The organism is Blautia wexlerae, from assembly GCF_013300825.1.
Classification (GTDB): Bacteria; Bacillota; Clostridia; order Lachnospirales; family Lachnospiraceae; genus Blautia_A; species Blautia_A wexlerae_B.
Genome location: NZ_JAAIMY010000001.1, coordinates 243,495 through 269,590, shown reverse-complemented (window position 1 = coordinate 269,590; position 26,096 = coordinate 243,495). Strand labels below are relative to the sequence as shown.

At 42.1% G+C, this 26,096-nt stretch carries 25 protein-coding genes, 1 riboswitch and 1 other annotated feature (1 of these 27 only partly in view); of the genes, 7 read left to right on the top strand and 18 right to left on the bottom strand.

What is annotated here, in order from left to right; all coding sequences use genetic code 11:
- Positions 1–270 precede the first annotated feature (270 nt).
- From G4417_RS01155 to G4417_RS16720, 16 genes are all read right to left on the bottom strand, one after another.
- The gene (locus G4417_RS01155; protein WP_173682327.1) at positions 271–1,584 is read right to left on the bottom strand and encodes an O-acetylhomoserine aminocarboxypropyltransferase/cysteine synthase family protein; all 1,314 of its coding nucleotides are present in this window, start codon (positions 1,582–1,584) and stop codon (positions 271–273) included.
- Positions 1,585–1,789: 205 nt separating this feature from the next.
- Positions 1,790–2,872, bottom strand: a complete 1,083-nt coding sequence (mnmA, locus tag G4417_RS01150; protein ID WP_173682326.1) for a tRNA 2-thiouridine(34) synthase MnmA — start codon at positions 2,870–2,872, stop codon at positions 1,790–1,792.
- A 213-nt stretch (positions 2,873–3,085) separates the two neighbouring features.
- Positions 3,086–4,015, bottom strand: a complete 930-nt coding sequence (cysK, locus tag G4417_RS01145; protein WP_173682325.1) for a cysteine synthase A — start codon at positions 4,013–4,015, stop codon at positions 3,086–3,088.
- Positions 4,016–4,136: 121 nt separating this feature from the next.
- Positions 4,137–4,571 (bottom strand): RrF2 family transcriptional regulator, encoded by a 435-nt coding sequence (locus tag G4417_RS01140; protein ID WP_173682324.1) that lies wholly within the window; start codon positions 4,569–4,571, stop codon positions 4,137–4,139.
- A 243-nt stretch (positions 4,572–4,814) separates the two neighbouring features.
- Positions 4,815–5,243 (bottom strand): amino acid-binding protein, encoded by a 429-nt coding sequence (locus G4417_RS01135; protein ID WP_173682323.1) that lies wholly within the window; start codon positions 5,241–5,243, stop codon positions 4,815–4,817.
- Positions 5,244–5,283: 40 nt separating this feature from the next.
- Positions 5,284–7,662 (bottom strand): ribonucleoside triphosphate reductase, encoded by a 2,379-nt coding sequence (locus G4417_RS01130; protein ID WP_173682391.1) that lies wholly within the window; start codon positions 7,660–7,662, stop codon positions 5,284–5,286.
- Between the two features lie 225 nt (positions 7,663–7,887).
- Positions 7,888–9,123 (bottom strand): GTPase HflX, encoded by a 1,236-nt coding sequence (gene hflX, locus G4417_RS01125; protein WP_173682322.1) that lies wholly within the window; start codon positions 9,121–9,123, stop codon positions 7,888–7,890.
- A 13-nt stretch (positions 9,124–9,136) separates the two neighbouring features.
- The gene (locus G4417_RS01120; RefSeq protein ID WP_173682321.1) at positions 9,137–10,207 is read right to left on the bottom strand and encodes a tetratricopeptide repeat protein; all 1,071 of its coding nucleotides are present in this window, start codon (positions 10,205–10,207) and stop codon (positions 9,137–9,139) included.
- A gap of 20 nt (positions 10,208–10,227) precedes the next feature.
- On the bottom strand, positions 10,228–11,574 hold the full coding sequence (gene glmM / locus G4417_RS01115; protein WP_173682320.1) for a phosphoglucosamine mutase: 1,347 nt from the start codon (positions 11,572–11,574) through the stop codon (positions 10,228–10,230).
- A gap of 61 nt (positions 11,575–11,635) precedes the next feature.
- A complete protein-coding gene (locus G4417_RS01110; protein WP_173682319.1) occupies positions 11,636–12,553 on the bottom strand; it encodes a nucleotidyltransferase family protein in 918 nt (305 codons plus the stop codon).
- An 82-nt stretch (positions 12,554–12,635) separates the two neighbouring features.
- Positions 12,636–13,712: a peptide chain release factor 1 gene (gene prfA / locus G4417_RS01105; protein WP_173682318.1), complete on the bottom strand. Its 1,077-nt coding sequence runs from the start codon at positions 13,710–13,712 to the stop codon at positions 12,636–12,638.
- Positions 13,705–14,682 carry a peptide chain release factor N(5)-glutamine methyltransferase gene (gene prmC / locus G4417_RS01100; RefSeq protein WP_173682317.1) on the bottom strand — a complete coding sequence of 326 codons (978 nt, stop codon included), beginning with the start codon at positions 14,680–14,682 and terminating at the stop codon, positions 13,705–13,707. The genes prfA and prmC overlap by 8 nt, the downstream gene beginning before the upstream one ends.
- Positions 14,679–15,647, bottom strand: a complete 969-nt coding sequence (locus tag G4417_RS01095; RefSeq protein WP_173682316.1) for a DUF1385 domain-containing protein — start codon at positions 15,645–15,647, stop codon at positions 14,679–14,681. The genes prmC and G4417_RS01095 overlap by 4 nt, the downstream gene beginning before the upstream one ends.
- Positions 15,648–15,720: 73 nt before the next feature.
- A complete protein-coding gene (gene rpmE, locus G4417_RS01090; protein ID WP_020993628.1) occupies positions 15,721–15,924 on the bottom strand; it encodes a 50S ribosomal protein L31 in 204 nt (67 codons plus the stop codon).
- 142 nt (positions 15,925–16,066) lie between these two features.
- Entirely contained in the window at positions 16,067–17,458 is a 1,392-nt protein-coding gene (gene rho / locus G4417_RS01085; RefSeq protein ID WP_173682315.1) for a transcription termination factor Rho, read from the bottom strand.
- 450 nt (positions 17,459–17,908) lie between these two features.
- Positions 17,909–18,874 carry an anthrax toxin lethal factor-related metalloendopeptidase gene (locus G4417_RS16720; protein WP_202048465.1) on the bottom strand — a complete coding sequence of 322 codons (966 nt, stop codon included), beginning with the start codon at positions 18,872–18,874 and terminating at the stop codon, positions 17,909–17,911.
- A 161-nt stretch (positions 18,875–19,035) separates the two neighbouring features.
- Positions 19,036–19,122: riboswitch (cyclic di-GMP riboswitch) on the bottom strand.
- 175 nt (positions 19,123–19,297) lie between these two features.
- On the opposite strand from G4417_RS16720, the gene G4417_RS01075 reads away from it, so the two are divergent.
- The 7 genes from G4417_RS01075 to G4417_RS01045 are packed head-to-tail and all read left to right on the top strand — an operon-like array spanning position 19,298 to position 24,145.
- Positions 19,298–20,206, top strand: a complete 909-nt coding sequence (locus G4417_RS01075; RefSeq protein WP_173682314.1) for a transglutaminase-like domain-containing protein — start codon at positions 19,298–19,300, stop codon at positions 20,204–20,206.
- 49 nt (positions 20,207–20,255) lie between these two features.
- Complete coding sequence (locus G4417_RS01070; protein WP_173682313.1) at positions 20,256–21,305, top strand: type II secretion system F family protein; 1,050 nt, start codon at positions 20,256–20,258, stop codon at positions 21,303–21,305.
- A 10-nt stretch (positions 21,306–21,315) separates the two neighbouring features.
- Positions 21,316–21,666: a hypothetical protein gene (locus tag G4417_RS01065; protein ID WP_173682312.1), complete on the top strand. Its 351-nt coding sequence runs from the start codon at positions 21,316–21,318 to the stop codon at positions 21,664–21,666.
- Entirely contained in the window at positions 21,663–22,163 is a 501-nt protein-coding gene (locus tag G4417_RS01060) for a DUF4860 domain-containing protein (protein ID WP_173682311.1), read from the top strand. The genes G4417_RS01065 and G4417_RS01060 overlap by 4 nt, the downstream gene beginning before the upstream one ends.
- On the top strand, positions 22,160–22,612 hold the full coding sequence (locus G4417_RS01055; RefSeq protein WP_173682310.1) for a hypothetical protein: 453 nt from the start codon (positions 22,160–22,162) through the stop codon (positions 22,610–22,612). Before G4417_RS01060 ends, G4417_RS01055 begins: the two co-directional genes overlap by 4 nt.
- Entirely contained in the window at positions 22,605–23,087 is a 483-nt protein-coding gene (locus G4417_RS01050; RefSeq protein ID WP_173682309.1) for a hypothetical protein, read from the top strand. The genes G4417_RS01055 and G4417_RS01050 overlap by 8 nt, the downstream gene beginning before the upstream one ends.
- Positions 23,084–24,145, top strand: a complete 1,062-nt coding sequence (locus G4417_RS01045; RefSeq protein WP_173682308.1) for a type IV pilus twitching motility protein PilT — start codon at positions 23,084–23,086, stop codon at positions 24,143–24,145. Before G4417_RS01050 ends, G4417_RS01045 begins: the two co-directional genes overlap by 4 nt.
- Positions 24,146–24,169: 24 nt before the next feature.
- Here G4417_RS01045 and G4417_RS01040 read toward each other — a convergent pair whose 3' ends face one another.
- Positions 24,170–24,670, bottom strand: a complete 501-nt coding sequence (locus tag G4417_RS01040; RefSeq protein WP_173682307.1) for a COG2426 family protein — start codon at positions 24,668–24,670, stop codon at positions 24,170–24,172.
- A 15-nt stretch (positions 24,671–24,685) separates the two neighbouring features.
- Positions 24,686–25,741: a histidinol-phosphate transaminase gene (gene hisC / locus G4417_RS01035; RefSeq protein WP_173682306.1), complete on the bottom strand. Its 1,056-nt coding sequence runs from the start codon at positions 25,739–25,741 to the stop codon at positions 24,686–24,688.
- Between the two features lie 147 nt (positions 25,742–25,888).
- Positions 25,889–26,096 (top strand) — a binding site (T-box leader) (it continues 20 nt past the right edge of the window).

The window sequence follows — 26,096 nt, the reverse complement described above, 5'->3', positions numbered from 1 at the left end:
TACTAATTGTACAACAGCTTCTCTGTTTTTTCAGCAGAGCCTTTTACAATACTGTATTTGCACTTTGTTTGTATTTGCAATCTGTTTACATTTGCAACTTATTTGCATTTCAGTATTATATAGTATTTTTCCAATTTGTCAAGTCCAACTCTTTCCGGTAAAGACATAAAAAAAGACCATCTTCCAAACGTATGGGGGGATTTCTGGAAAATGGTCTTCTTATTTACGTTTTATTTATGCAATAATAAAATAAAGGAGGTTATACGATAATTATTCAGCAACTGCTTTAAATGCTTCGTCAAGATCCTGAATGATATCATCAATGTTCTCTGTACCAATGGAAAGACGGATTGTATTTGGTTTGATACCCTGATCAAGAAGTTCTTCTTCTGTGCACTGGCTGTGTGTTGTTGTAGCGGGATGGATAACAAGGGATTTCACATCAGCTACATTTGCGAGCAATGAGAACAGTTCCAGATTATCAATAAAATCTTTTGCTTTCTGTGCATCACCTTTAATTTCAAAAGTAAAGATGGAGCCGCCGCCGTTCGGGAAGTATTTTCTGTAAAGTTCCTGCTGTTCCGGATCTGCAGATACAGAAGGATGATGAACTTTCTCTACCTGTGGATGGTTATTTAAGTACTGAACAACTTTCAGCGCATTCTCTACATGGCGTTCAACACGAAGTGACAGTGTTTCAAGTCCCTGAAGGAAAATAAATGAACTTACAGGAGAGATTGTTGCACCTGTATCACGAAGAAGGATTGCACGAATCTTTGTAACAAATGCTGCAGGTCCGCATGCTTTTGTAAAGCTTACACCATGATAGCTTGGGTTTGGCTCTGTCAGGGATGCAAATTTACCGGATGCCTCCCAGTCAAATTTACCACTCTCAACAATAACACCACCGATTGTTGTTCCATGTCCACCAATAAACTTGGTTGCAGAGTGAACAACGATATCAGCACCATATTCGATTGGTCTTACAAGGTAAGGTGTTGCAAATGTGTTATCTACAACAAGCGGGATTTTATGTGCATGAGCGATCTTTGCAATAGCTTCAATGTCAACCACATCAGAGTTCGGGTTTCCAAGTGTTTCAATGTAAACAGCTTTTGTGTTATCCTGAATTGCGTTCTCTACTTCTTCAAGGTTGAATACATCAACAAATGTTGTTGTAATTCCATAAGCCGGAAGTGTATGCTCAAGCAGGTTTGTTGTTCCGCCGTAGATGTTTTTGGCTGCAACGATATGATCACCCTGCTGTGCAAGATTTTCAATTGTGTATGTGATTGCTGCTGCACCGGATGCTACTGCAAGTGCTGCAGAACCCCCTTCAAGTGCTGCGATTCTTTTCTCAAATACATCTTCAGTCGGATTTGTAAGACGTCCGTAAATATTACCTGCATCTGCAAGCCCGAAACGAGCTGCTGCGTGGTCACAATTTCTGAACACATAAGAAGATGTCTGGTAAATCGGCACTGCTCTTGCATCTGTAACCGGATCCGGACTTTCCTGTCCTACATGAAGCTGTAATGTTTCAAATTTGAAATGTCTGTCTTTTCTTTCGATTTTTTTTCCCATGGCGTATATCCTCATCTTTCTGTGATTTATAATGATCTGAAAAATTCAGTTCCGGCTCTCGAGTACTCTTATCCCTAAGCCGTCTCTGTTTCTACATATTTCATATCTGTTTGATATGATTTAGCATGTCTGTATATTACCATTTAATTCCTAGTACGTCAATAGGAAAAAATCTATAACCTTTAATAAATAATAACTATATGTTTTATTTAATGCAATTCTCGATCACGCCGCCGCCCACAACAACATCTTCATCATACAGCACAACTGCCTGTCCTCTGGTGATAGCTCTCTGTGGTTTATCGAAACGCACATGCAAAACCCCATCCTCTGTCTGCCACGCCACAGCATCCTGCTCCGGATGACGGTAACGTATCTTTGCTTTCAGTCTCATCGGCTCTTTCAGGGATTCGCAGGAAATCAGATTCACTTTTTCAGCTGTCAGTTCTGAATGAAAAAGATCCTCATTACTTCCCAGTACCACCCGATTGGTCTTCGGGGAAATATCACATACATACAGTCTGGATGCAGCCGGGATCCCAAGACCTCTTCTCTGTCCAAGTGTATAATGAATGATACCCTTATGCGTACCAAGGATATTTCCTTCTGTATCTACAAAATCTCCCGGTTTTGATCTGCGTCCCGTATACTGTTCGATGAACTTCGCATAATCTCCATCCGGTACAAAACAGATATCCTGGCTGTCATGCTTTCTGGCATTGACAAAGCCATGCTTTTCTGCTATCTCACGCACTTCTGTTTTGCGCAGACCGCCAAGAGGCAGAGAAATATGCGCAAGCTGTTCCTGTGTCAGCATATAGAGTACATAGCTCTGATCCTTTGTGTCATCTACTGCCTTTTTCAACAGATAACGACCTTTTTCCTCATCATATTCCACACGTGCATAATGACCGGTCACAATGTAATCATATTCCAATTCACGCATCCTCTGAAACATCTTGTCAAACTTCAGATATCGATTACAGTCAATACAGGGATTTGGTGTGGTACCATGTTCATAGGCATCTACAAAACGATCCATAACGTCTTCCTTAAATCTCTCGGAAAAGTTGAACACATAATATCTGATTCCCATTCTGTAGCAGACGTTTCTGGCATCCTCCACATCGTCCAGGGAACAGCAGGTTTTCTCCCTCTTAACTCCTATATCCTCATTATGAAACAATTTCATGGTAGCACCAATACACTCATCACCAGTTTCCTTTGTAAGCAGAGCAGCTACAGAGCTGTCCACTCCTCCGCTCATTGCGATAATTGCTTTTCTCATTTTTTTATTCCATCCTGTTCTGCATCCGGCTGTCCGGAATACTATTCTTCAACATTTCACTGTTTTCGTACATAATCACTGATATTGTCAAACGTAAAATTTCTTTTACGGCATGTCTATTCTAACACACTTATATAAAATAAAAAAAGCCCTTAAAAGGGCTTTTTTTATTTTATAATCGAATCACAGGGATTCTTCTGACATTCTCCCCAGTTACACAAATAATGGAGTTGAATAGTAACGGTCACCGGAATCCGGAAGGAGGGCTACAATTGTCTTTCCTTTATTCTCCGGTCTCTTAGCCAGTTGAATTGCTGCATAGAGAGCTGCACCGGAAGAAATACCAACAAGGATTCCCTCATGTTTTGCGATCAGTTTACCTGTTGTGAACGCATCTTCGTTTTCAACCGGAAAAACTTCGTCATAAACATCTGTATTTAATGCTTTCGGAATAAATCCTGCACCAATGCCCTGAATCTTATGCGGGCCGCTTTTTCCCTGAGAAAGCACAGGAGAAGTTGCCGGCTCTACTGCCACTACTTTCACATCCGGATTCTGGGATTTCAGATACTCGCCCACACCAGTAATAGTTCCGCCTGTACCAACGCCGGCCACAAAAATGTCTACCTGTCCGTCTGCGTCTTTCCAGATTTCCGGTCCTGTAGTTTTTCTGTGGATTTCCGGGTTTGCAGGATTCTCAAACTGTCCGGGAATAAAGCTGTTCTCATATTCTGCTGCCAGTTCATTAGCCTTGGCAATAGCTCCGTTCATACCTTTGCTTCCGTCTGTAAGCACAATCTCTGCACCGTATGCTTTAAGAATATTCCTTCTCTCAACGCTCATTGTCTCCGGCATTGTAAGGATTACTTTATATCCTTTGATCGCAGCAAGAGATGCAAGACCGATTCCAGTATTTCCTGATGTAGGCTCAATGATCACTGCACCCGGCTTCAACTGGCCTTTTGCCTCTGCATCCTCGATCATATTCAATGCAATACGATCCTTGGCACTACCTGCAGGATTAAAATACTCAAGCTTTACAAGTATCCTGGCCTCCAGCCCAAGCTCTTTCTCAATATTTCCAACCTCAAGAAGAGGAGTATTTCCAACCAGTTCTGCAGCATTCTTATAGATTTTACCCATGAGTTCGCCCTCCTTATTTCATACTAAGTAGATATGAATTATATGTTATATACATCATATGTTAAATACGCTTTATTGTCAAGCAAAAAATATAAAACGTACAAACAAAATTTTAACCGGATCAGATTACATAATCATTTCCCATCTCTTCATACCAGTCCTTAAGGTCCTGAAGTGTTACTTTATCCAGAACTCCTTCAATGGCTTCATCCAGCATTTTCCACAGATGGAGTGTTACACATTCCCCTGCCCTGCTGCACTGGTTTGGCTCATCTTCAAGACAGGCCACCGGCTTCATACTGCCTTCTGTCAGTCTGAGGATACTGCCCACCGTATATGTCTGCGGTTCTCTTGCCAGCATATATCCTCCCTGGGCACCTCTTAAACTCTTGACATAACCTGCTTTTTTTAACGATGAGATAATCTGCTCCAGATATTTTTCTGAAATAGTTTCTCTTGCGGAAATATCTTTAATCTTGACCAATTCTCCTGTATTATGCACTGCAAGATCAAGCATCAGTCTTAACGCATATCTTCCTTTTGTAGAAATCTGCATTTTCCAAATCCTCCTGACTAAATATTATTAAGCATCTGATCCGGACTGAATCATCCATTTACAGTAATTTTGCAAAATACTGCAATCAGTCCGGCTTGTCAGAATGCAAAGTTCTGTTTCACCTGTTTATTATTCCTTTTAATTATATAGTATTCCTAGTTGTTTAGTCAAGATGTATTTTCATTACCGTTCACACACCACGTAAAAATCACAGGACTTTCTCAAAGCCCTGTGATCCTCTCATTATTTCTCCAGTTCTTCGGCTGAAGTAAATACATTAAATCCATTATTTTTAAGAATACATTCTGTCACTGCACCATCCTCCGCCTGCAGGATCACTACAGGTCTGAGATCTTTTCTGTGGAAAGAAGTATAAATATAGTCAAGGCTTACATTACTGTCTGCCGCTACTTTCAGGAGTTCATCCAGCCCTCCCACCTGGTCCTTCATATCAACCACGATTGCCTGAGTAATACGGTTCATATATCCGCTCTGATTTAAAACCATTTCCGCTTTGTCAGGATTGTCGCAGATCATACGGAAAATTGCAAACTCCGGTGCATCAAAACATGCAAATCCATAAATATTAATGCCGTTATCTGCAATTATACCGGTCACTCTTTTCAGACTTCCTGCTTTATTTTCTACAAATACAATGTTCTGTTTAATCATTTCTCTTATCCTCCGGAAAACTTTTCATTAACAGTAAAATTTATAATTCTTCATCCACATACTTCTGGATATTCGACGCATTTACATATTTTGTCACATGATTTCCATTCATGATCACCAGAGTAGGTGCCTGCATGATCCCGAACTCTTTCGCCATTTCCGGATTTTTTTCTGCATCAATAATCTCAAGTTCTTCACCTTCAAGCATCTTCTTTGCCATCCTGCAGTTTGGACAGGTACTTGTAGTAAACAGATACTTATGCTCCGTTACCGGCTGAATTTTCACATCATCCTTTGTCACAGTCACAACACTGGTATGAACCGGCTGCATTTTTTTGATATCTGAATGCATCACATCATAAAGTGTACGATTCTTATATTCCTGTGCCTTACCATCATTCCAGTTCTGGACCGGTCTGTAATATCCTGTGATACGGCTGTAAACCTCTGCTTTCTTACCACATTTCGGACAGGTAAAATGCTCTCCGCTGATATAACCATGTTCCTTACATACAGAATATGTTGGAGAAATCGTATAATATGGCAGCTTATAATTCTCTGCAATCTTACGTACCAGTGCCGCTGCCGCCTTCCAGTCCGGAAGTTTCTCTCCGATAAATGCATGGAATACCGTACCGGATGTGTAAAGCGTCTGCAGATCATCCTGAATATCCAGTGCATCGAAGATATCAGTGGTATATTCAACCGGAAGGTGTGAACTGTTTGTATAATAAGGAGTATCTCCTTCCCTGCCTGCTGTCTTAATATCAGGCCAACGTTTTCTGTCATGTTTTGCCAGACGATAGGCAGTAGATTCCGCCGGAGTTGCTTCAAGATTAAACAGCTCTCCCTCATATTTTTCCTGATAATCAGAGAGACGTTCTCTCATATGCAGAAGAACCTCTTTGGTAAAATTCTGAGTGCGTTCATCGGACATATCTTTGCCTAACCAGCGTGCATTCAGCCCCACTTCATTCATTCCCACAAGACCGATAGTAGAAAAATGATTGGAAAAGCTTCCCAGATATCTCTTCGTATAAGGGTACAGACCTTCATCCAGAAGCTTGCCGATAACTTCTCTCTTAATATGAAGAGAACGTGCGGAAATATCCATCAGACGGTCCAAACGATTGTAAAATTCCTCCGGGGTCCTGGAAAGATATGCAATACGCGGCATATTAATGGTCACTACCCCTACAGAACCCGTACTCTCTCCTGAACCAAAGAATCCCCCGCTCTTCTTACGAAGTTCTCTTAAATCCAGACGCAGACGGCAGCACATGCTCCTGATATCACTTGGCTTCATATCACTGTTAATATAGTTGGAAAAATACGGTGTTCCATATTTGGAAGTCATTTCAAAAAGCAGACGATTGTTCTCTGTATCAGACCAGTCAAATTCTTTTGTAATGGAATAGGTCGGAATCGGATACTGGAAGCCGCGTCCGTTAGCATCTCCCTCGATCATGGTCTCTATGAACGCCTTATTGATCATATCCATTTCTTTCTTACAGTCTTTATACTTGAAGTCCATATTCTTTCCGCCTACGATGGCAGGAAGTTCTGCAAGATCGTCCGGCACCGTCCAGTCCAGTGTAATATTGGAAAATGGTGCCTGTGTTCCCCATCTGCTCGGAGTATTTACCCCATAAATAAAGGATTCAATACACTTCTTCACTTCCGGATAACTCAAATGATCTGCCTTGACAAAAGGTGCCAGATAAGTATCAAAGGAAGAAAAAGCCTGCGCTCCTGCCCATTCATTCTGCATAATTCCGAGGAAGTTTACCATTTGATTACAGAGAACGCTCAAATGTTTCGCAGGCGAAGAAGTAATCTTTCCCTCAATACCGCCAAGTCCCTCCTGTATCAGTTGTTTCAGCGACCATCCTGCACAATATCCGGTCAGCATGGAAAGATCATGGATATGGATATCTGCATTTCTGTGTGCATCTGCAATTTCATTGTCATAAATCTCAGACAGCCAGTAGTTTGCAGTTACCGCACCGGAATTACTTAAGATCAGTCCGCCTACAGAATAGGTAACTGTGGAATTCTCTTTTACACGCCAGTCTTCCACCTTTACATAGCTGTTTACGATTTCTTTATAATCCAGAATCGTCGACTTCATATTACGGACCTTTTCTCTCTGTTTGCGGTAGAGAATGTAAGCTTTGGCCACATCTGCATATCCTGCCTGGATCAGTACATTTTCAACACTGTCCTGAATTTCCTCTACAGTTATCTTATTATCTGTAATCTTTTTCTGAAAGTCAGAAGTAACACGCAGCCCTAAAAGATCGATCATCTCTTCGCTATAATTTTTCTCTTTTGCATCAAAGGCTTTGTGGATGGCCGCTGTAATTTTACCAATCTTAAATTCATCCAGTTCACCGTCACGTTTTACTACCTGAAACATATCTAATGCCCCCATTTTCTGTTGTTCATATGTTTCTCCGGCATAAACATACCGAAGACATTTTGTCTGCCACGCTCTTCCCGGCAGACGCTTTAGGTTCATTGTATCAGAGTATCCTCTGTTAGTCAACACGCAGAAACACCATATAATGTCCCATTCCGTCGCAAAGGTACAATATATGGTGTTTTTATCAAAAAAAAATTTTTGACTGCTGTCTGTTCAGTCTTATACAACTCTGGTATAAATTTCACCGGGAACCCTCGCCTTTACAAGAATCCCGTCCTCTGTATATTCTTCCGAAAGAAGCTGTCCGTATTCACGTATCAGCTGAATTTTTCCAGCCTCCTGATAAGGAAAAAGACGCTCCACATAAATCTGCTCTTCTGCCAGAAGTTTCTCCAGAAGAGTATTCAGGTTTTCCAGTCCCTCACCTGTCCTAGCAGAAACCTTCAGTGTGTAATCAGACTTAAAGTCTCTTAAAACTGATGCTCCCGGTGCATCCTGCTTATTAAAAAGCGTGATGATCTTCTTTCCCATCACTCCCAGCTCTTTCAGTGTCTCATATACCACATGCATCTGCATTTCCGCCTGTGGATTAGATGAGTCTACTACATGGATAATATAATCCGCATATTTTGCCTCTTCAAGCGTACTCCTGAACGCCTCGATCAGATGATGGGGCAGTTTATGGATAAAACCAACTGTATCTGTCAGTAATATCTGCTGCCCATCCTTCAGATTCAGGAGTCTGGTCGTAGGATCCAGAGTTGCAAACAATTTATCCTCCGACAAAACCTCAGAACCTGTCAGTTTATTCAACAGGGTAGACTTTCCTGCATTTGTATACCCTACAATGGCAGCGGTCTTCATATTACCTCTTGCACGACCCGAACGAAGCAGTTCCCGGTGCTTCTCCACCTGAACCAATTCCTGCTTCAGAGCAGAAATCCTTGTACGGATAAGACGGCGGTCTGTTTCCAGTTTCTTTTCACCAGGACCTCTGGTACCGATTCCTCCGCCGAGACGTGAAAGAGATTCTCTGAGTCCCACCAGACGTGCCGCTCTGTAGCGAAGCTGCGCAAGTTCAACCTGTATCTTTCCCTCACTGGTTATGGCACGTGACGCAAAAATGTCCAGGATCAGCAATGTTCTGTCCATCACCTTGCAGTCCAGTTCACGTTCCAGATTGTTCAGCTGCGCAGGAGAAAGTTCATCATCACAGATAATACCTGTTGCATCCATGGCATACACCAGTGCACGTACTTCCTCTATCTTTCCTTTTCCAATATAAGTTCCCGGATGTATTGCCTCTCGATTCTGAACTATCCTGCCCACTGTAACAGCTCCTGCAGTTGAGGCAAGTTCTCCCAGTTCATCCAGAGACTCTTCCACATTATCATTCTCTCCTGTCTGAACGCCAACAAGAATAACACGTTCTTCCGGTTTTCCAAATTCCTCCATAGTCTCTCCTTGATCAGTCCTGAGTATCTGTTACATTTACACGTGTCTTCAGAAATGCCAGTTCTTTCTTTACAGTCTTATCTTCCGGATATAACTCCAGATATTCCTGCGCTTTCTGCAATGCGGTCTGAAAATCCAGTTTCTTTTCATAAACTGCAATTTCATTAAACAACAGGCTTTGCATCTCTTCACCATCTGCTGTCTGGATCCCACTGGTAATATTCGAGAGTGCGCTGTCATAATCCCCTGCTTCCATATCACACAGCGCAAGTCCGTTAAAGCCTTTTGCCCCATTATCTGCCTGAGATACATATTTCTGGAACATGGTTCTGGCATTCTCACTGTCTCCCTGATCCATATATACCATTCCCAGCAATGCCAGTGCTTCTGTATTATCGCTATCTATCGCTTTTTTCAGTTCGTCAGCCGCATTGTCGTAATCTTCCATGTAATAATAAACCCGGCCTCTGTCATAATGATCCTGCGCATTCTTTGCAGTTCCGCTGAGTGCCGCTTCCAGATAACGGGTGCCATCTGCTTCCATATCCTTTTCCAGATATGCTCCATAGATCTGGATTGCCCTGTCATAGGTTGCATCCTCACCATATGCCTGTTCAAAATCAGAGCCTGCTTCCTCATAGGAGTCCATCGCAAGCGCAACCTTTCCTGTCAGAAAATACAGATCCGCATCCATATCATAAGATTCGGCCAATGTCTGACAATCCGTCATTGCCTCGTTATATGCTTTTATTTTCAGATAAGCAGCCGCTCTGTAAGACAAAATATCTTTTTTAAGTTTCCGACCTACTTTATCGCAGGCCAGTGCATTATTGAAATTCGTTATAGCATCTTCGTAATTTCCCAGTTTCATCTGAGCCACTCCGGCACCTCTGTAAGACTGAGCCGGCTTTACACCTGCTGCGACAGATGTCTCATATTCTTCCAATGCAATTTCATAATTTCCAATCTTCAGATCCTGTGCTGCCTGTTTATAATTTCTCGAATTCTCTGCACTGCATCCTGCCAGAGTCATAAAACTCAGACAGTACACTGCCAGAAGTGCTCCCATTCTCTTACTCTTCATGCAATTCCTTTGCCGGCTGATCAGTCGACGATCAGTCCTTCTGCTTCCATCACTTCTATTACACGGTTTACTTTCTCATGGCAGATTTCATCTGTTCCTGCTTCTACCATAATGCGGATCAGCGGCTCTGTACCACTCTCACGCACCAGAATACGTCCGTCGCTGCTCAGCTCTTTGGCAACTTTTTCTACAATTTCATTAACCTTTTTATTTTCTCTTGCAGTTTTCTTATCTGCTACCCTGACGTTTCTCAGAAGCTGTGGATATACCTTCATCTCTTTTGCAAGATCACAGAGTGTTGTTTTCTTTTCTACACATGCTTCCATTATCATCAGAGATGTAAGGATTCCATCACCTGTCGCCGCATAACGGCTGAAAATAATATGTCCGGACTGCTCGCCACCCAGACCGTAATCATTTTCCATCATGTTTTCAGCAACATACTTATCTCCGACTGCAGTCTGCTCATATCGCATGCCCTCTCTCTCCAGAGATTTATACAGACCAAGATTAGACATAACAGTTGTTACTACTGTATTATCTTTTAATCTTCCCTGTTCTTTGAGATATTTTCCGCATACATACATGATCTTGTCACCGTCAACTACATTTCCCTTATGGTCAACAGCAATACAGCGGTCAGCATCACCATCATATGCAAAGCCGATATCCAGACCGTTGTCCACCACATATTTCTGCAGAACTTCGATGTGGGTAGAACCGCAATTTGTATTGATATTTGTTCCATTCGGATTATTATTGATCACATAAGTCTTTGCCTGAAGTGCATCGAATACACTCTTCGCAATTGCTGAAGAACTTCCATTTGCACAGTCAAGACCTACCTTCATTCCTTTGAAATCACAATTCGGAATAGAAATCAGATGTCCAATGTAACGGTTTCTTCCTGATGCAAAATCAACAGTCCGTCCAATATCTTCTTTTGTCGCAAAAGGCAGATCCTCGATCAGGCCATCCAGATATGCTTCAATCCTTGTTTCTACTTCCGCTTCAATCTTCTGTCCATTGCCATTGAGAAGTTTGATTCCATTATCATAAAATGGATTGTGACTTGCAGAAATCATAATACCGCAGTCAAAATCCTCGGTACGTACTGCATAGGAAACGCTTGGAGTTGTAGTTACATGAAGAAGATAGGCATCTGCTCCTGAAGCAGTCAGACCTGCAACAAGTGCATACTCAAACATATAACTGCTTCTTCTTGTATCTTTTCCGATAACAATCTTAGCCTTGTGGTTTCTTCCGTAATACCAGCCTACATAACGGCCTACCTTAAATGCATGATCAACTGTCAGTTTAACGTTAGCTTCCCCACGAAATCCGTCAGTTCCAAAATATTTTCCCATAATAATTCTCCTTTGCTTCCTGAAACATTCTCACTCTCTGTTACTGTCATTAATCCTCTTACTATTTATAAAGTCCGGCCGGATATACCCCTGCTTCTGTAAGATTTTTAAATGCATTCATAACTGTTTCTTTATCTTCCTGATAGGTTACTCCAAACCAGGTATCTTTTGTTTCCAGAACATCAACTCCTGCACTTCCATTTCTGATCAGACGATCCACCAATTCCGGAAGCAGATATTCCTTTTTAATATCCTCCGGTGCAAGCTCACTGAGAAATTCTGTAAATCCTTTCTCAAGGATATCCATAAAGTCCGGTGTCAGCCCCCACATATTCATAGAAACAAGATTCTTTACATCCAGTTCCTGTACACTTCCGTCTGCATTTCTTGACTCAGCTCCTGTAGCAGTCTTAAATATATCATGTGTCTCTGTCACACCTGTAAGCTGCCCATTCTCAATATTACAGATACCTCTGGTAACACTTCCGTTATCGCTCAATGTATTTCCAAGTCTGAAACCAGCCATACAGATATGGAGTTTTCCATCTTTTGGCTGTTCCTGTACAAGATAATCATGTACCTTCACATAAGCTTCTTTTCCGTAATAATCATCCGCATTGATAACAATAAACGGCTCATCCAGAACCTTCTTTGCTGCAAGTACAGCCTGACCGGTTCCCCATGGCTTTGTGCGGTCAGCCGGTTTTGAAAACCCTTCCGGCAGATCATCCAATTCCTGGAATACATACTCTACTTCCGTAATTTTCTCAATACGTTCTCCGATCACTCTGCGGAACTCTTCTTCCAGATCTTTTCGGATAATAAACACTACTTTATTAAATCCTGCTTCCAGCGCATCATGGATGGAATAATCCATAATAATCTCTCCACATGGTCCCACCGGTGCAAGCTGTTTGATTCCTTTTCCAAAACGGCTTCCGATTCCTGCTGCCATAATTACAAGTGCTGTTTTCTGCATAAATATTTTCCTCCTACGCTATTATTGTTTATTGACATAACTCTCAATATTTTCTGTTTCTATATCAAAAATCTATAACAATTTATTCCTCTTCCTGCAGATTGCTCAGTTTCGCAGCCTGATCTGCGGCAATCAGACTGTCAATGATCTCATCCAGATCACCATTCAAAACATTCTCAAGTCTGTGCAGTGTCAGTTTAATTCTATGGTCTGTCACACGTCCCTGCGGGAAATTGTAAGTCCTGATCTTCTCTGAACGGTCACCGGTTCCGATCTGGCTTCTTCTTGCCTCTGCCTCAGCATCATGCTGCTTTGCAAGTTCCATCTCGTACAGACGGGAACGAAGAACCTTCAGCGCCTTATCTTTATTCTTAAGCTGTGACTTCTCATCCTGACAGGAGATTACAATTCCTGTAGGAATATGGGTCAGTCGTACAGCAGAATCTGTTGTATTGACACACTGTCCACCGTTTCCGGATGCGCGGAACACATCGAATTTACAGTCATTCATATCCAGATGGAAATCAATTTCCTCTGCCTCCGGCATAATAGCAACTGTACATGTAGAGGTATGGATACGTCCGCCGGACTCTGTTTCAGGAACTCGCTGTACACGATGTACACCACTTTCATATTTCAGTCTGGAATAAGCCCCCGCACCTGTGATCATAAATGTTACTTCCTTAAATCCGCCGATTCCGTTCTCATTGAGACTCATCATCTCTGTTTTCCAGCGGCGGGATTCTGCATATTTCACATACATACGGTAAATCTCTGCTGCAAAAAGAGCCGCTTCATCCCCACCTGCACCTGCACGGATCTCCACAATAACGTTTTTATTATCGTTCGGATCCTTGGGAAGAAGGAGTATCTTAAGTTCATGCTCCAGTTCCTCAACATTCTTCTTTGCCTCAGACAGTTCCTCTTTCAACATTTCACGCATATCTTCATCTTTTTCTTCTTCAAGCATGGAAAGACTGTCCTGTATTGTCTCTTTATTCTTCTTATATTCCCGATAAGTATCTACGATCGGCTGCAGATCACTTTGTTCCTTCATCAGTTTCTGGAAATGTTCCTGATTATCGGTAACTCCCGGCTCTCCAAGCTCATTGAGCACTTCTTCAAAACGAATGAGCAGATCGTCTAATTTATCAAACATATTCATCCTCCTGTAATTTCTTTCGTCCAAGAACCACACGGTCCAGACCGGCGAGATCCTGTCTTATCTCAATATTTTCAAATCCTTCTTTCTGCAGAAGGGCTGCCACATCTTTTCCCTGACTGCATCCGATTTCATACAAAAGCCAGCCGCCCGGAACAAGGTAATCCTGTGCCTCTTCTGTGATAGCCCTGTAAAAATAAAGCCCGTCTTCCATACCATCCAGTGCCATGCGCGGATCATGTAATTTTACTTCATCCATAAGTTCTTCGATCTCAGCCGTTGGAATATATGGTGGATTTGATACAATCATATCATAAGCTTCGGTGTAATTTCCATTATTATTTTGATGTTCCGTAACTTTTTCAATATCTTTTGTTTTACCTTTTACACCATTTTCTTTCATATCCCCGGTTCCATACACAGTGTTTCTCACTTCCGCGAACAGATTACTCTGTACAAATTCCACACGTTCTGCCACTTCAAGTGTCCGTGCATTCCGCATTGCCACATTCAATGCCTCTTTTGATAAATCCACACCCTTTCCGTATGCACCGGGCAGTTCTTTCATAAGACTGATAAGAATACATCCTGATCCTGTACACATATCAAGAATATGAGGATTTTCCAGGGTTTTCATACATTCAAGTCCCAGTTCCACCAGTGTTTCTGTATCCTGTCTGGGTACCAGCACATTCTCATCTACATAAAATTCATAGCCCATAAAAAAAGCCTGATGCGTCAGATGCTGCAGCGGTATGTGTCCGGCACGTCTGCTGATCAGTTCCAGATACCGTTCAGCATTCTCCTCTGTGACACATTCTTCTCCGTGTGCAAAATAATACGCCCGGCTTTTTCCTGTGATATATTCCAGAAGGAGCCAGGCATCCAGCCCGGCATCCCTGATCCCTGCCTTAGCAAGGATTATCTGTCCCTTTTTTAATAATCCTGTCAGAGTCTCTCTGTTCATGATTCCACTTCAACCCCGAATTCTTCTTTCAGATATGCTCTCCAGTCAAAAACTGCCTCTACTGCTTTGATCGCAACTTCTGCCATATCTGCTGTTGGTTCCTTAGTTGTAAGTTTCTGCATTGCCAACCCCGGTTTACTGAAGAAATCAGCCAGCTTACTGTCTGATCTTCCTGCCCACTGGATAATCTCAAAAGATATACCTGCTACAATCGGCACCATAAGAAGCCTTCCAAACAGTCTCGCCCAGTAAAACGGAACTAATACAAAAACAAAATGCAGAAAAATACTGATCAGCATAACCAGAAACAAAAAACTGGTCCCACATCTTTTATGCTGTCTGGAACTTGCAAGAACATTCTCCACTGTAAGCGGAAGTCCATGCTCAACACAGTTAATGCATTTATGTTCAGCTCCATGATACATGAATGTTCTCTGGATATCCTTCATTCTGGAAATCAGAAGCATATATCCCATAAATAACGCGAGCTTCACAAACGCCTCAACTATCGTAACTACAAATTCCGAAGCCCCGACCTTTTTACACAGACTTGCAAGAGCATATGGCAGCAGCATAAAAGCAGCAACTGACACCACGATTGAAATGGCGACAGTCACATATAGCAGCCATTTAAACTGCTTATCCTCTTTTGCCTTCTTCGCGGCCAGTTCCTCTTCCGAAAGCGCAGCATTCTTCTGTTTATCCTCTTCGTCCTCCTCGTCTCCTGCAATCTCTGCTGAGTACATCAGACATTTGGTACCGACCACCAGAGAATCCACAAAGCTTACTACACCGCGGATCAGTGGATATTTAAGAAACTTCGCATTTCCAAATATGCATTTGTAGTCTTCTACCTTTAATTCAATCTCATTGTCCGGTCTGCGGACAGCAATGGAATATTTATCTTTATGCCGCATCATGATACCTTCCATTACAGCCTGACCGCCGATATTCGATGATTTCATTCTTTTCTCCCAAAGAAACAAGAAAGGCTGAGATTTCCCAACCTCAGCCTTCTCAATTCTTACTATATTCTGATTATTTGTTCAGGCCGTATTTCTTATTAAACTTATCGATACGTCCGCGAGCCTGAGCAGCTTTCTGCTGACCTGTATAGAATGGATGACATTTAGAGCAGATTTCTACATGGATGTCCTGTTTTGTAGATCCTGTTACAAATGTGTTTCCACAGTTGCAGGTTACAGTTGCCTGATAATAATTAGGATGGATTCCTTCTCTCATGATTTTCACCTCTCTGTAAAGATTCTATTTTCTATTCGTATTCATTTGACGAATTTACTATTAAACAGCTTTATGAGTATAACATATCATCCCATAGAATGCAAGTTATTTTAAAATTTATTTAATTTTTTTTTACAACGTTTCAGATGAACTTCTGTTTTTTTACAGTCTGTACAAATTCTGTATTATTTTTCGTGCGGGTAAACATATTAAGGATCTGTTCTACCGCATCTTCTGACTTCATTCCATTAAGGGCTTTCCGCATAATGTAAACCGCATCCTGTTCTTCTCTGCTCAGCAGCAGATCCTCTCTTCTTGTACCTGATTTCTGGATATCGATTGCCGGGAATACACGTTTTTCCTGCAGTTTTCGGTCAAGCACCAGTTCCATATTACCGGTTCCCTTAAATTCCTCATAAATTACATCATCCATCTTGCTTCCTGTATCCACAAGTGCTGTGGCAAGGATAGTAAGGCTTCCACCCTCTCTCATATTTCTGGCTGCGCCAAAGAACCTTTTCGGCATATGAAGAGCTGCAGGATCCAGACCACCGGAAAGAGTTCGTCCACTTGGCGGGATGATCAGGTTATATGCCCTTGCCAGTCTTGTAATAGAGTCAAGAAGAATCGTAACGTCTTTTTTATGTTCTACCAGACGGCGTGCACGTTCTATTACCATCTCAGACACACGTTTATGATGTTCCGGCAGTTCATCAAATGTAGAATAGATAACCTCCACATTATCACCGCAGATGGCCTCTTTGATATCTGTAACCTCCTCAGGACGTTCATCGATCAGGAGAATGATCAGATGCATATTCGGATTATTTTTCAAAATAGACTTGGCCACATCTTTCAGTAACGTTGTTTTACCTGCTTTTGGCGGAGATACGATCATTCCTCGCTGTCCTTTACCGATGGGGCTGATCAGATCTACAATCCTCATGGCAACCGTGCCGCCCGGTCTCTCCATCACCAGCCTCTCATTCGGAAAGATTGGTGTCATATCTTCAAAATTGTAACGTTTCTGTCCCTCACTCGGATGGAATCCATTAATGGATGTCACATACAGCAGGGCACTGAATTTTTCTCCCTGAGTCTTGATACGGATATTTCCCTTAATAATATCACCTGTTTTCAGGTTAAATCTGCGGATCTGGGAAGGAGATACATAAATATCATTTTCTCCGGGAAGATAATTCTCACAGCGGATAAAACCATAGCCGTCAGGAAGTACCTCAAGGATTCCATCCGCCCGCTCTCCACTGTCAAGCTGCACTGTTTCCGCCGGAACATGATACTGCGCACTGTCCTGCATCCTCTCCGGCTGGCGCTCCTGATTTCTGTCCTGCCGGCGTTCTGGTTGATATTCCTGATTATTATCCTGCTTTTTTGTCTCACTCTCCAGTTCATCTTCGTGAAGCATTCTCTCGATCAATTCTGGTTTCCGCAATGCCGAAACCCCCTTTAATCCTCTGGCTTTTGCCAAATCTCTTAAAGTTGCCAGTGATAATGATTCATACTTTTCTCTCATAAAATAATCCTCTGCTCTTTGTTTTTATTGTTGATAGTCATAATTATTTTTATTTTTGTTTTTCTGATTTCTTATGTACCTGATTGAATTTTTTCTTTATTAATCTATCTATGTTTTTTCTATAACAGTTAACGGGATAATCTGTCTGAACCGACACGAATATCAGATTTATGGTTACTGTTCACTCCGTCAGCAACACACTTCGCGATATGCAGAAAAATCATATTCCTGCTGATATTTTCATATTCATCTTAACACATCTTCTCCATAATTGACAATACTATATTATTCCAAATCATAATTATTGGCAAGCTATTTTATGCGACAAAAAAGTAAGGCCATCGACATAACAGAGAAAGTCCGGAGACACAAAACATGCCTCCGGACTTTCTCTAAATACTGATATAAAATTTTTATTAAGGAAATTCATATCGGATAAATCCGGTAAAATTATCTCCAGACTATACCGTATACTTTCTTAACCTTAGCAATACGGTCATCTGTAAACTTATCCACCGCTTCTTTGACTGCTTCATAAGTTTTCGGTCTTGCTGATTTCAATGCTGCAGGATTCAATGTATACTCTTTGAAAGACTCAGCAAAATATTCTGCACTGTTCTGTGTAACATAAGATTTATTGAATGCTGTGTACAGTGCCTTCTCCTGCTCGAAAATTGCTTTGAACTGTGCTGTCTGATCTGTATTTCCGGAAATAAATGCTACAAAATGTCCTAATTCATGATAAATCGTATCATCTGCTTTTCTCAGTGTGATCTTTCTGTTTCGGGTATCATAATATCCGGAATAGGAAACAGAAGGATTAACCTCTGCGGTGAACCCAAGAGTTCTGTATGCAGTAAGCACACGGCTGTCTGCTTTTGATGCATACTGTCCCACATCTATTGCACCTTTTACTGAATTGTTACTGTTAGTTGTTGTAACAACTGTCGCGCCTGTACCTGTTGCATTCTTCGCAGTTGTAGTAGTCTTCACTGTTGTAGTAGATGCTGTTGTAACAACTTTAACCTTTGATTTCTTTGTATACTTTTCTGTAATCTGCTTTACAACTGTTGTCTGAGTTGTAACAGTTGCATTTGAAGTCTCTGATACCTTCTTAGATGTTGTTGAAGTTGCAGGAAGAGACTTTGTATAAGTCTTTTTTGCAGCTTTTTTCATTTTAACCTTTTTAGTAGAAGTACTCTTGCTCGTCCTGGTATTTACCTTCGGCTGTGACGCAAGAGGTGTCTCCTCTTCTGCAATGGTAGTCTCCATCACCGGATCTGTATATGACGGCAGTTCCGGAATCTGATTCTGCTGCACAACAGCCACCCCGCCTACTGCAACTGCAAGTACTACTGCGGTAAGACCTGCTGCTATTTTTTTCTTCTTTAATAATTCAACTATTCTCTTCTTCATAATCTTTACACATCCTTTCTGATCATACCTCTGTATCGATACATTTCCGAAAATTATAAAAACCGCCTATATTTTAAAATATAAACGGTTACCACAAAATAACTGACATACATCAGCCTTCTTCTCATTTTCCGAAATCGCATCACAGAATTGAAATTTAATGCGGCAACCGGCTGTCATAGTCAACCTGTGACCTTAGACCCATGGCTTTGCGTCCCCATCTTTCAACAGGTTTGCCTTTACTATAGTATATGCTTTTCTTCTTTATTTTGTCAAGGTTTCCGGCACGAATTTTAACATAAATATTAAATTTTGTACATTTTTTATACTAAATCTGATATACTGTAAACAGCAACAAAATTTCCATGATATCTGTTCCAAACCAGAGATATCGATTTCAAGATAAAAGTGAGGAAAATATACATGCGGATTTTTCATATCCGCCCCTTTATTGCATTCATACTGATTTTTCTTCTGACCGGCTGCAGCTCTTCCGGCAAAAAAGAAGAACCACCTGTCTATTCCCCGCTTCAGGTTCTTGTGCCGGAAGCACCGGGAAAGAAAACACTGGGCGCATCTCCGCTAATATTGGACATTTCCAATGTAGATCAGGGATATCTCACTGCGGTTTCCGATTCTGACAGTCAGAAGATGAATATCCAGCTTACTGATAAAGACGGAACTGTTTATTCTTACTTTGTTAGTCCAAAGGAAAGTGCAGTCATTCCTTTCTCCAGCGGAAGCGGTACTTACCAGGTCTGCTGCTACCAGCAGATAGACGGTTCTCAGTATGCTGCATTATTTGCAGACACTCTGGAAGTCAGCTTAGAAAACGAATTCCTGCCTTTTCTTTACCCGAATCAGTATGTGAACTTTACACCTGACTCCGATTCCAGCAAACTGGCGCTTTCTATGATTTCAGAAGATGCATCCGATGTAGATGCCCTTCAGGCCATTTACAATTATGTGACCCGGAATCTTACCTATGATTATGAACTGGCAGATACCGTTGAATCCGGTTACCTTCCGGATGTGGATGCAACTTTGAAATCCGGAAGGGGAATCTGCTTTGATTATGCAGCTCTCACCACTGCCATGCTCCGTGCCCGGGATATCCCCTGCAAGCTGCAGATCGGATATGCCGGCACAGTGAAACACGCCTGGATCAGTGTTTATATCCGTTCAAAGGGTTGGGTTGACAAAGCTGTGGAATTCAGCGGAGAATCCTGGTCACGTATGGATCCCACTTTTGATTCCAACAGTGAGGATAAAAAAGGCATTCAGCAATACATAGGGGACGATGACAATTACAGCGTACAATTTACACGTTAGAAAGTCTGCTTCTCTGCCGACTTTCACACTAAAACTTCAGGAGGCATTTATGCGTCAAAAAAACAAACTGACCAATGAAGAACTTTTCCATTTCTGTGAACAGTTTTCCATTCTTCTGCACTCCGGCATTTCCTGTGCCGAGGGACTGGAACTGATGCTGGACGACAGCCGCACACAGCGGGGAAAAGATTTTTTTCAGCTTTTGCTGACAGACTTTGAACAGAACGGTTCCTTCTCTCAGGCATTAGAAAATTCAGGATATTTTCCGGAATCTATGACCTCTTATGTGAATATCGGCGAGGAAACCGGATGTCTGGATGAAGTTCTCAAAAGCTTATCCGAACATTATGAACAGGAAATTGAGATATCCGAAAATATCCGCAGTGCAGTCACCTATCCATTGCTTATGCTTGCTATGATGGGAACGGTCATTGTCATTCTTCTGGTAAAAGTCCTTCCGGTTTTTCAACAGGTTTTCCGACAGATGGGGCTGGAAATGAATAACTTTTCAAACGGGCTTTTAAATGCCGGAGTCGTTATCAGCCGTTATTTTTCAGTTTTAATGATTCTGATCCTTGTTGTCATTGCCGGAGTCGTTGCGCTTTTCTTTACAGAAAAAGGACGTTCCTGCCTGCGTCAGCTTTCCGTTAAACTGCCTTATATCAGAGAAATCTCCATCTCCGCTGACTATGCGCGTCTGACTCAGGCCATTGCCATGGGAATCCACAGTGGTCTGGATCATGTTGTCACGCTGGAAATGGCTCAGGATCTTCTCTCCCATCCGGATATACGAAAAAAGGCTGAAAAAGCATGTAACCTTCTGGAAAATGGTGTTCTTTTTGAAGATGCGCTTTCAGAATCCGGTCTCTTCGAGGGACTGAACGCACGTCTGATCACAGTCGGACTCCGCGCAGGTGCAGCAGATGAAGTTATGAACAGGCTCGCTGATAGATATCGTGATTTGGCCCTGACAGCCACAGGAAATATTATTTCTATCGTAGAACCATCCATTGTGATCCTTTTCTCTCTTCTGGTCGGTCTGGTCCTTCTCTCTGTTATGATGCCTTTACTTGGAATTCTTTCAGAAATTGTTGTGTGAGGTAACGGATATGGATATATTTGAAACAGGGCATACACGCCTCAGAAGAAAACTGAGAAACATTCTGCCAGTTATGATACTGGTGTTTCTCTGTCTGATATTTTATCTGGGGATTTCCTGTGCGGGCATAGAAACCATTTCACAGGAACAGGATTCTCTGCTGCGGGCTCTTGAACAGGGTGCCATACATACTTATGCACTGACGGGCCATTATCCCCAGAGTCTGGAAGAACTGCTGCAGGATTACAATATCTCCTATGATACAGACAAATTTGTAGTTGAATATGTTCCTTCCGGTTCCAATCTTCTTCCTTCTGTCAGTGTTCTGCGTCTCTCTTCCGGAAAAGGAGGCAGCCTATGAACAGTTCCAAACGCCGCAGACATCCCATTGACAGCCTTTTCACAGTTGTACTTCTGGGACTTTTTCTGATTTTTCTGCTTGTGATGCTTCTTTTTTCAGCACAGGCTTATCGAACAGCAGTGGCAGAAGATCAGCAGAACAATAATCTGTATACCGCTTCCGCTTACATAACCGCCAAATTCCGCCAGCACGATCATTCACAGAGCATTTCCACAGACACTATAGACGATATCCTTGCATTCTGTATGACTGACACAATAAATGGACAGCAATATATAACCTATATTTATCTGAAAGATCATCATCTGAAGGAGCTTTTTACCTCTGCCGGAAATACACCTTCCGCCCAGATGGGTACGGATATCGCAGAACTGAACGATTTCCGTATCTGGCAGGAAGCAGATGGATTTTACCGCATCACCCTTACAGACCCGGATGGGAATACCTGCAGTCTGCTGCTGCACTCTGGTGTTCCGACAAGGAGATTTCAATCATGAAAAAAATAACCACACACTCAAAATCCAGCCTGTTTTTAATGGAAATGATTCTTTCCATTCTCATTCTGGCACTGACCTGTACTGCCTGCATCAGAATTTTTGCAGCTGCAAAGACGCAGCGAAAAGAAGCCAGAGAACTGAACCATATCCAAGAGCTGGTCACTTCTGCCGGTGAGACTCTTGAGGGGTGGGACGGACAGCTTTCCTCATTTACCCGGATATTCGGACAGCCTTCAAAGACCTCCGGAGCTTTGCTGCAATATTTCTATGACAACAACTGGAACACCTGCCCGGAAAATTCAGCCGTATATACCATGACTATACAGCCTGCAGCTTCTGAGACAGAGAAAACTGCTGATATAAATTTTTATAACTCAGAACAGAACAATCTGTATCAGCTTTCTGTCTCATTTCCTTTTGTATCAGAAAGGACGGTCAGTGATGAATAAAAAAAGAACCTCTTTTCTCTCTGTAGGAATCCCATCCATGTGTACGATTTTCTCTGTACTCTGTCTGGTGATCCTTTCACTGCTGACTCTTAATACTTCCAGACAGGATCTTAAGAACAGCAAACTTACTCTTGAACAGACTACTGCTTATTATACCGCCTGCTCCACTGCTTCTGAAGAATATCAGGAACTGACAGATTATGCACAGCAGATATTTGCAGACTGCAAGGATCGGAATGCTTATGACACCCGGATGTCATCTGTCACAAAAAAATATCCGGATGCCAAATGGAATCCGGAGACACAGATTTTATCCTTCACTGTAGATTTTGCAAAAGAACAGGCAATATATATAGAAGTAAGTATTCCATATTCTTCCACCCTGATACCGGAAATCCTGACATGGAAAACCATCAGTTTCACCAGCTGGAATCCTGACACCAGACAACCTGTTTACAAAGGAGATACAAAATGACAGAACAGACGATACCTGAATATTTATCTTTCGCTACTGAACATCACGCATCTGATATTTTTATTATTGCAGGACGGCCACTTTCCTTTAAAATCGACGGCAAACTGTCAACTCATGGCGAACGGTTAATGCCTGCAGACACAGAAGCCTTGCTCCGGCAGATTTACCAGATGGCAAATAACCGCAATTTTGACCGTTTTCTGGAAACCGGCGACGACGACTTTTCCTGTTCCATTCCCGGTCTTTCCCGTTTTCGTGTAAATACATACCGCCAGAGAAGTTCTCTGGCAGCAGTTATCAGGGTAATTGCTTTCGAGCTTCCCCATCCTGATGAACTTAACATCCCGGAAGATGTCATGTCTGTTGCTGATTTCACCAGAGGGATGGTACTTGTCACAGGACCTGCCGGAAGCGGTAAATCCACAACAATGGCATGTATCGTTGACCGTATCAATCATTCCAGGGAAGGCCATATCATCACTCTGGAAGATCCTCTGGAATATCTGCACAGGCATGATAAATGTATTGTCAGCCAGCGTGAGATCTGCACAGATACGGAAAGCTATCTGGTTTCCCTCCGCGCCACCCTGCGTCAGAGTCCGGATGTGATCCTTCTTGGGGAAATGCGCGATTACGAAACAATCCAGACCGCCATGACTGCCGCCGAAACCGGCCATCTGATCCTGTCCAGTCTCCACACTACAGGTGCCGCCAATACGATCGGACGTATCGTAGATGTATTTGAACCCGCTCAGCAGAGGCAGATTTCCATCCAATTGTCTATGGTATTGCAGGCAGTAATCTCCCAGCAGCTTATACCTGATGTAAACGGGCACACCATTCCTGTCTTTGAAGTCATGTGCCTGAATCCTGCAATCCGAAATATGATCCGGGATAATAAAGTCCATCAGATTGACGGCGTTATCGCCTCATCCGCACATGAACATATGCGTTCCATGGATCAGAGTCTTCTGGAACTTTATAAACAGAGTAAAATTACAAAAGAAACTGCATTGAAATTTGCTTCCAATGCAGATATGCTGAAACGAAAACTATAATAATACGCTACTTACCAGATTCAATTAATGTACCAGACTTCCCACTAATCCATAGGAAACAACATACATAATGACAGTTGCCATAATAATGCCGCAGAAGATTGCCAGAGAAGATTTCTTAATATCGATTTCCAGAAGAGATGCGATCAGAGAACCTGTCCATGCTCCTGTTCCCGGAAGCGGGATTCCCACAAACAGCATCAGTCCCCAAAACTCGTATTTCTTTACCTGATCGCTCTTTCGCATTGCTCTGTCTTCCAGTTTTATGACAAGCCCCCGGAAAAGCTTCGTCTTTTTCAGAACTTTAAAAATCTGTCTGATAAACAGCAGGATAAAGGGAATGGGGATAATATTTCCAACAATACACAACGGAATTGCCTTTGCAGCCGAAATCTTCAATAATGATGCGGCAAGCAGTCCTCCTCTGAGTTCCAGCAGCGGAATCATTGAAATAATAAATACTGCTCCTTCAGGCGAAATATATTGTGACAGGTTCTGCGAGAACCAATGTACCAGTGCTTCCATAAAGCCTCCTAACTCTTACTTGAGATAATCTTTCAAAAAGTCAATAAATTTCTGCATTTCTTCCTTTGTTCCAATAGTAATACGAAGGAAGTTATCAATCCTGTCTTTCGGGAAATAGCGTACATAAATATGCTGCTCTCTTAATGCTTCAAAAAGTTCTTTTGCCAGACAGGTTTCGTGAGTGGCAAAGATAAAGTTGGACATGGAATCCTGGAAAGAGAATCCCAGTGCTTTTAACTCTTTCTTTGTCCATTCCCTTGTCTCTATGATCTTATTACAGGTTTTCTCAAAATATGCCTTGTCCTCAACTGCTGCCACGCCTGCCGCAAGTGCTGTGCGATCCATAGTATAGGAGTTGAAAGAATACTTCACATCATTCAAAAATCTGATCAGTTTCCCATTTCCGCATGCAAAACCAATTCTCATCCCTGCCATGGAACGTGACTTGGAAAAAGTCTGTACAACCAGAAGGTTATCATATTTTTCAATCAGCGGAAGTGCTGACTGACCGCCAAAATCCACATATGCCTCATCTACGATCACGATTACATCCGGATTATGACGGATTATGTCCTCTACATCCTCCAATGGCAATTCCACACCGGTAGGCGCATTGGGATTCGGGAATACAATTCCACCATTTTCTCTGAAATAATCTTCTTTCTTTATATGAAAGTTCTCATCCAGTGCCGGTCTCTCATATGGGATGCGAAACAGGTCTGCCCATACATCATAAAAAGAATATGTGATATCCGGAAAAAGAACCGGTTTCTGTGAATTGAAAAACGTGAGAAAACTCATGGCAAGCACATCATCGGAACCTACTCCCACAAAAACCTGTTCATCCTTCAGCCCGTAATTCTCTGCAATGGCATGTACCAGTTCTCCTGCTGTGGGATCCGGATAAAGTCTCATAGTATCTGTATCCATCTCCCTCAGTGCCTTCTCCACTCCAGGTGCCGGCGGATATGGATTCTCGTTGGTATTCAGCTTTATCATATCCGGCTGGTGGGGCTGCTCGCCCGGTGTATATGGTATTACTTTACGTATATTTTCTTCCCATCTGCTCATTTATCTGATTCCTTTCATGTTTTTTATTGTTTTTCACTTTCGTCAGTATAACATTAATCGTCATTTTCGTAAATCAACTTTTTACATTTTGCTGATTGACAAACCCATTTTGCAAGTTTATAATAGGCGACAGAAAAGATAAGAGAGATTAAAACGTTGAAGAGAAGAGTACGCTGAGAAACGTTACAGAGAGAAATGCATACCGGTGCAAGCATTTCATCGCGAATCAGCCGAAGACCACCTCTGAGTGACTTTAATACAGTCCGGTGATTCCGTTACCATCGAATGAAGTGGTTCTGATCAGGTGAATTTATCCATCAGTAATGATCAGGACAACCGGGGTGGAACCGCGAGT

Bases quoted from the DNA above. Each gene is read 5' to 3' on its own strand.
- G4417_RS01155 (WP_173682327.1), bottom strand. From the start codon at position 1,584: ATGGGAAAAAAAATCGAAAGAAAAGACAGACATTTCAAATTTGAAACA.
- mnmA (WP_173682326.1), bottom strand. From the start codon at position 2,872: ATGAGAAAAGCAATTATCGCAATGAGCGGAGGAGTGGACAGCTCTGTA.
- cysK (WP_173682325.1), bottom strand. From the start codon at position 4,015: ATGGGTAAAATCTATAAGAATGCTGCAGAACTGGTTGGAAATACTCCT.
- G4417_RS01140 (WP_173682324.1), bottom strand. From the start codon at position 4,571: ATGCAGATTTCTACAAAAGGAAGATATGCGTTAAGACTGATGCTTGAT.
- G4417_RS01135 (WP_173682323.1), bottom strand. From the start codon at position 5,243: ATGATTAAACAGAACATTGTATTTGTAGAAAATAAAGCAGGAAGTCTG.
- G4417_RS01130 (WP_173682391.1), bottom strand. From the start codon at position 7,662: ATGTTTCAGGTAGTAAAACGTGACGGTGAACTGGATGAATTTAAGATT.
- hflX (WP_173682322.1), bottom strand. From the start codon at position 9,123: ATGGAGGAATTTGGAAAACCGGAAGAACGTGTTATTCTTGTTGGCGTT.
- G4417_RS01120 (WP_173682321.1), bottom strand. From the start codon at position 10,207: ATGAAGAGTAAGAGAATGGGAGCACTTCTGGCAGTGTACTGTCTGAGT.
- glmM (WP_173682320.1), bottom strand. From the start codon at position 11,574: ATGGGAAAATATTTTGGAACTGACGGATTTCGTGGGGAAGCTAACGTT.
- G4417_RS01110 (WP_173682319.1), bottom strand. From the start codon at position 12,553: ATGCAGAAAACAGCACTTGTAATTATGGCAGCAGGAATCGGAAGCCGT.
- prfA (WP_173682318.1), bottom strand. From the start codon at position 13,712: ATGTTTGATAAATTAGACGATCTGCTCATTCGTTTTGAAGAAGTGCTC.
- prmC (WP_173682317.1), bottom strand. From the start codon at position 14,682: ATGAACAGAGAGACTCTGACAGGATTATTAAAAAAGGGACAGATAATC.
- G4417_RS01095 (WP_173682316.1), bottom strand. From the start codon at position 15,647: ATGAAATCATCGAATATCGGCGGTCAGGCTGTAATGGAAGGTATCATG.
- rpmE (WP_020993628.1), bottom strand. From the start codon at position 15,924: ATGAGAGAAGGAATCCATCCTAATTATTATCAGGCAACTGTAACCTGC.
- rho (WP_173682315.1), bottom strand. From the start codon at position 17,458: ATGAGAGAAAAGTATGAATCATTATCACTGGCAACTTTAAGAGATTTG.
- G4417_RS16720 (WP_202048465.1), bottom strand. From the start codon at position 18,874: ATGAAGAAGAGAATAGTTGAATTATTAAAGAAGAAAAAAATAGCAGCA.
- G4417_RS01075 (WP_173682314.1), top strand. From the start codon at position 19,298: ATGCGGATTTTTCATATCCGCCCCTTTATTGCATTCATACTGATTTTT.
- G4417_RS01070 (WP_173682313.1), top strand. From the start codon at position 20,256: ATGCGTCAAAAAAACAAACTGACCAATGAAGAACTTTTCCATTTCTGT.
- G4417_RS01065 (WP_173682312.1), top strand. From the start codon at position 21,316: ATGGATATATTTGAAACAGGGCATACACGCCTCAGAAGAAAACTGAGA.
- G4417_RS01060 (WP_173682311.1), top strand. From the start codon at position 21,663: ATGAACAGTTCCAAACGCCGCAGACATCCCATTGACAGCCTTTTCACA.
- G4417_RS01055 (WP_173682310.1), top strand. From the start codon at position 22,160: ATGAAAAAAATAACCACACACTCAAAATCCAGCCTGTTTTTAATGGAA.
- G4417_RS01050 (WP_173682309.1), top strand. From the start codon at position 22,605: ATGAATAAAAAAAGAACCTCTTTTCTCTCTGTAGGAATCCCATCCATG.
- G4417_RS01045 (WP_173682308.1), top strand. From the start codon at position 23,084: ATGACAGAACAGACGATACCTGAATATTTATCTTTCGCTACTGAACAT.
- G4417_RS01040 (WP_173682307.1), bottom strand. From the start codon at position 24,670: ATGGAAGCACTGGTACATTGGTTCTCGCAGAACCTGTCACAATATATT.
- hisC (WP_173682306.1), bottom strand. From the start codon at position 25,741: ATGAGCAGATGGGAAGAAAATATACGTAAAGTAATACCATATACACCG.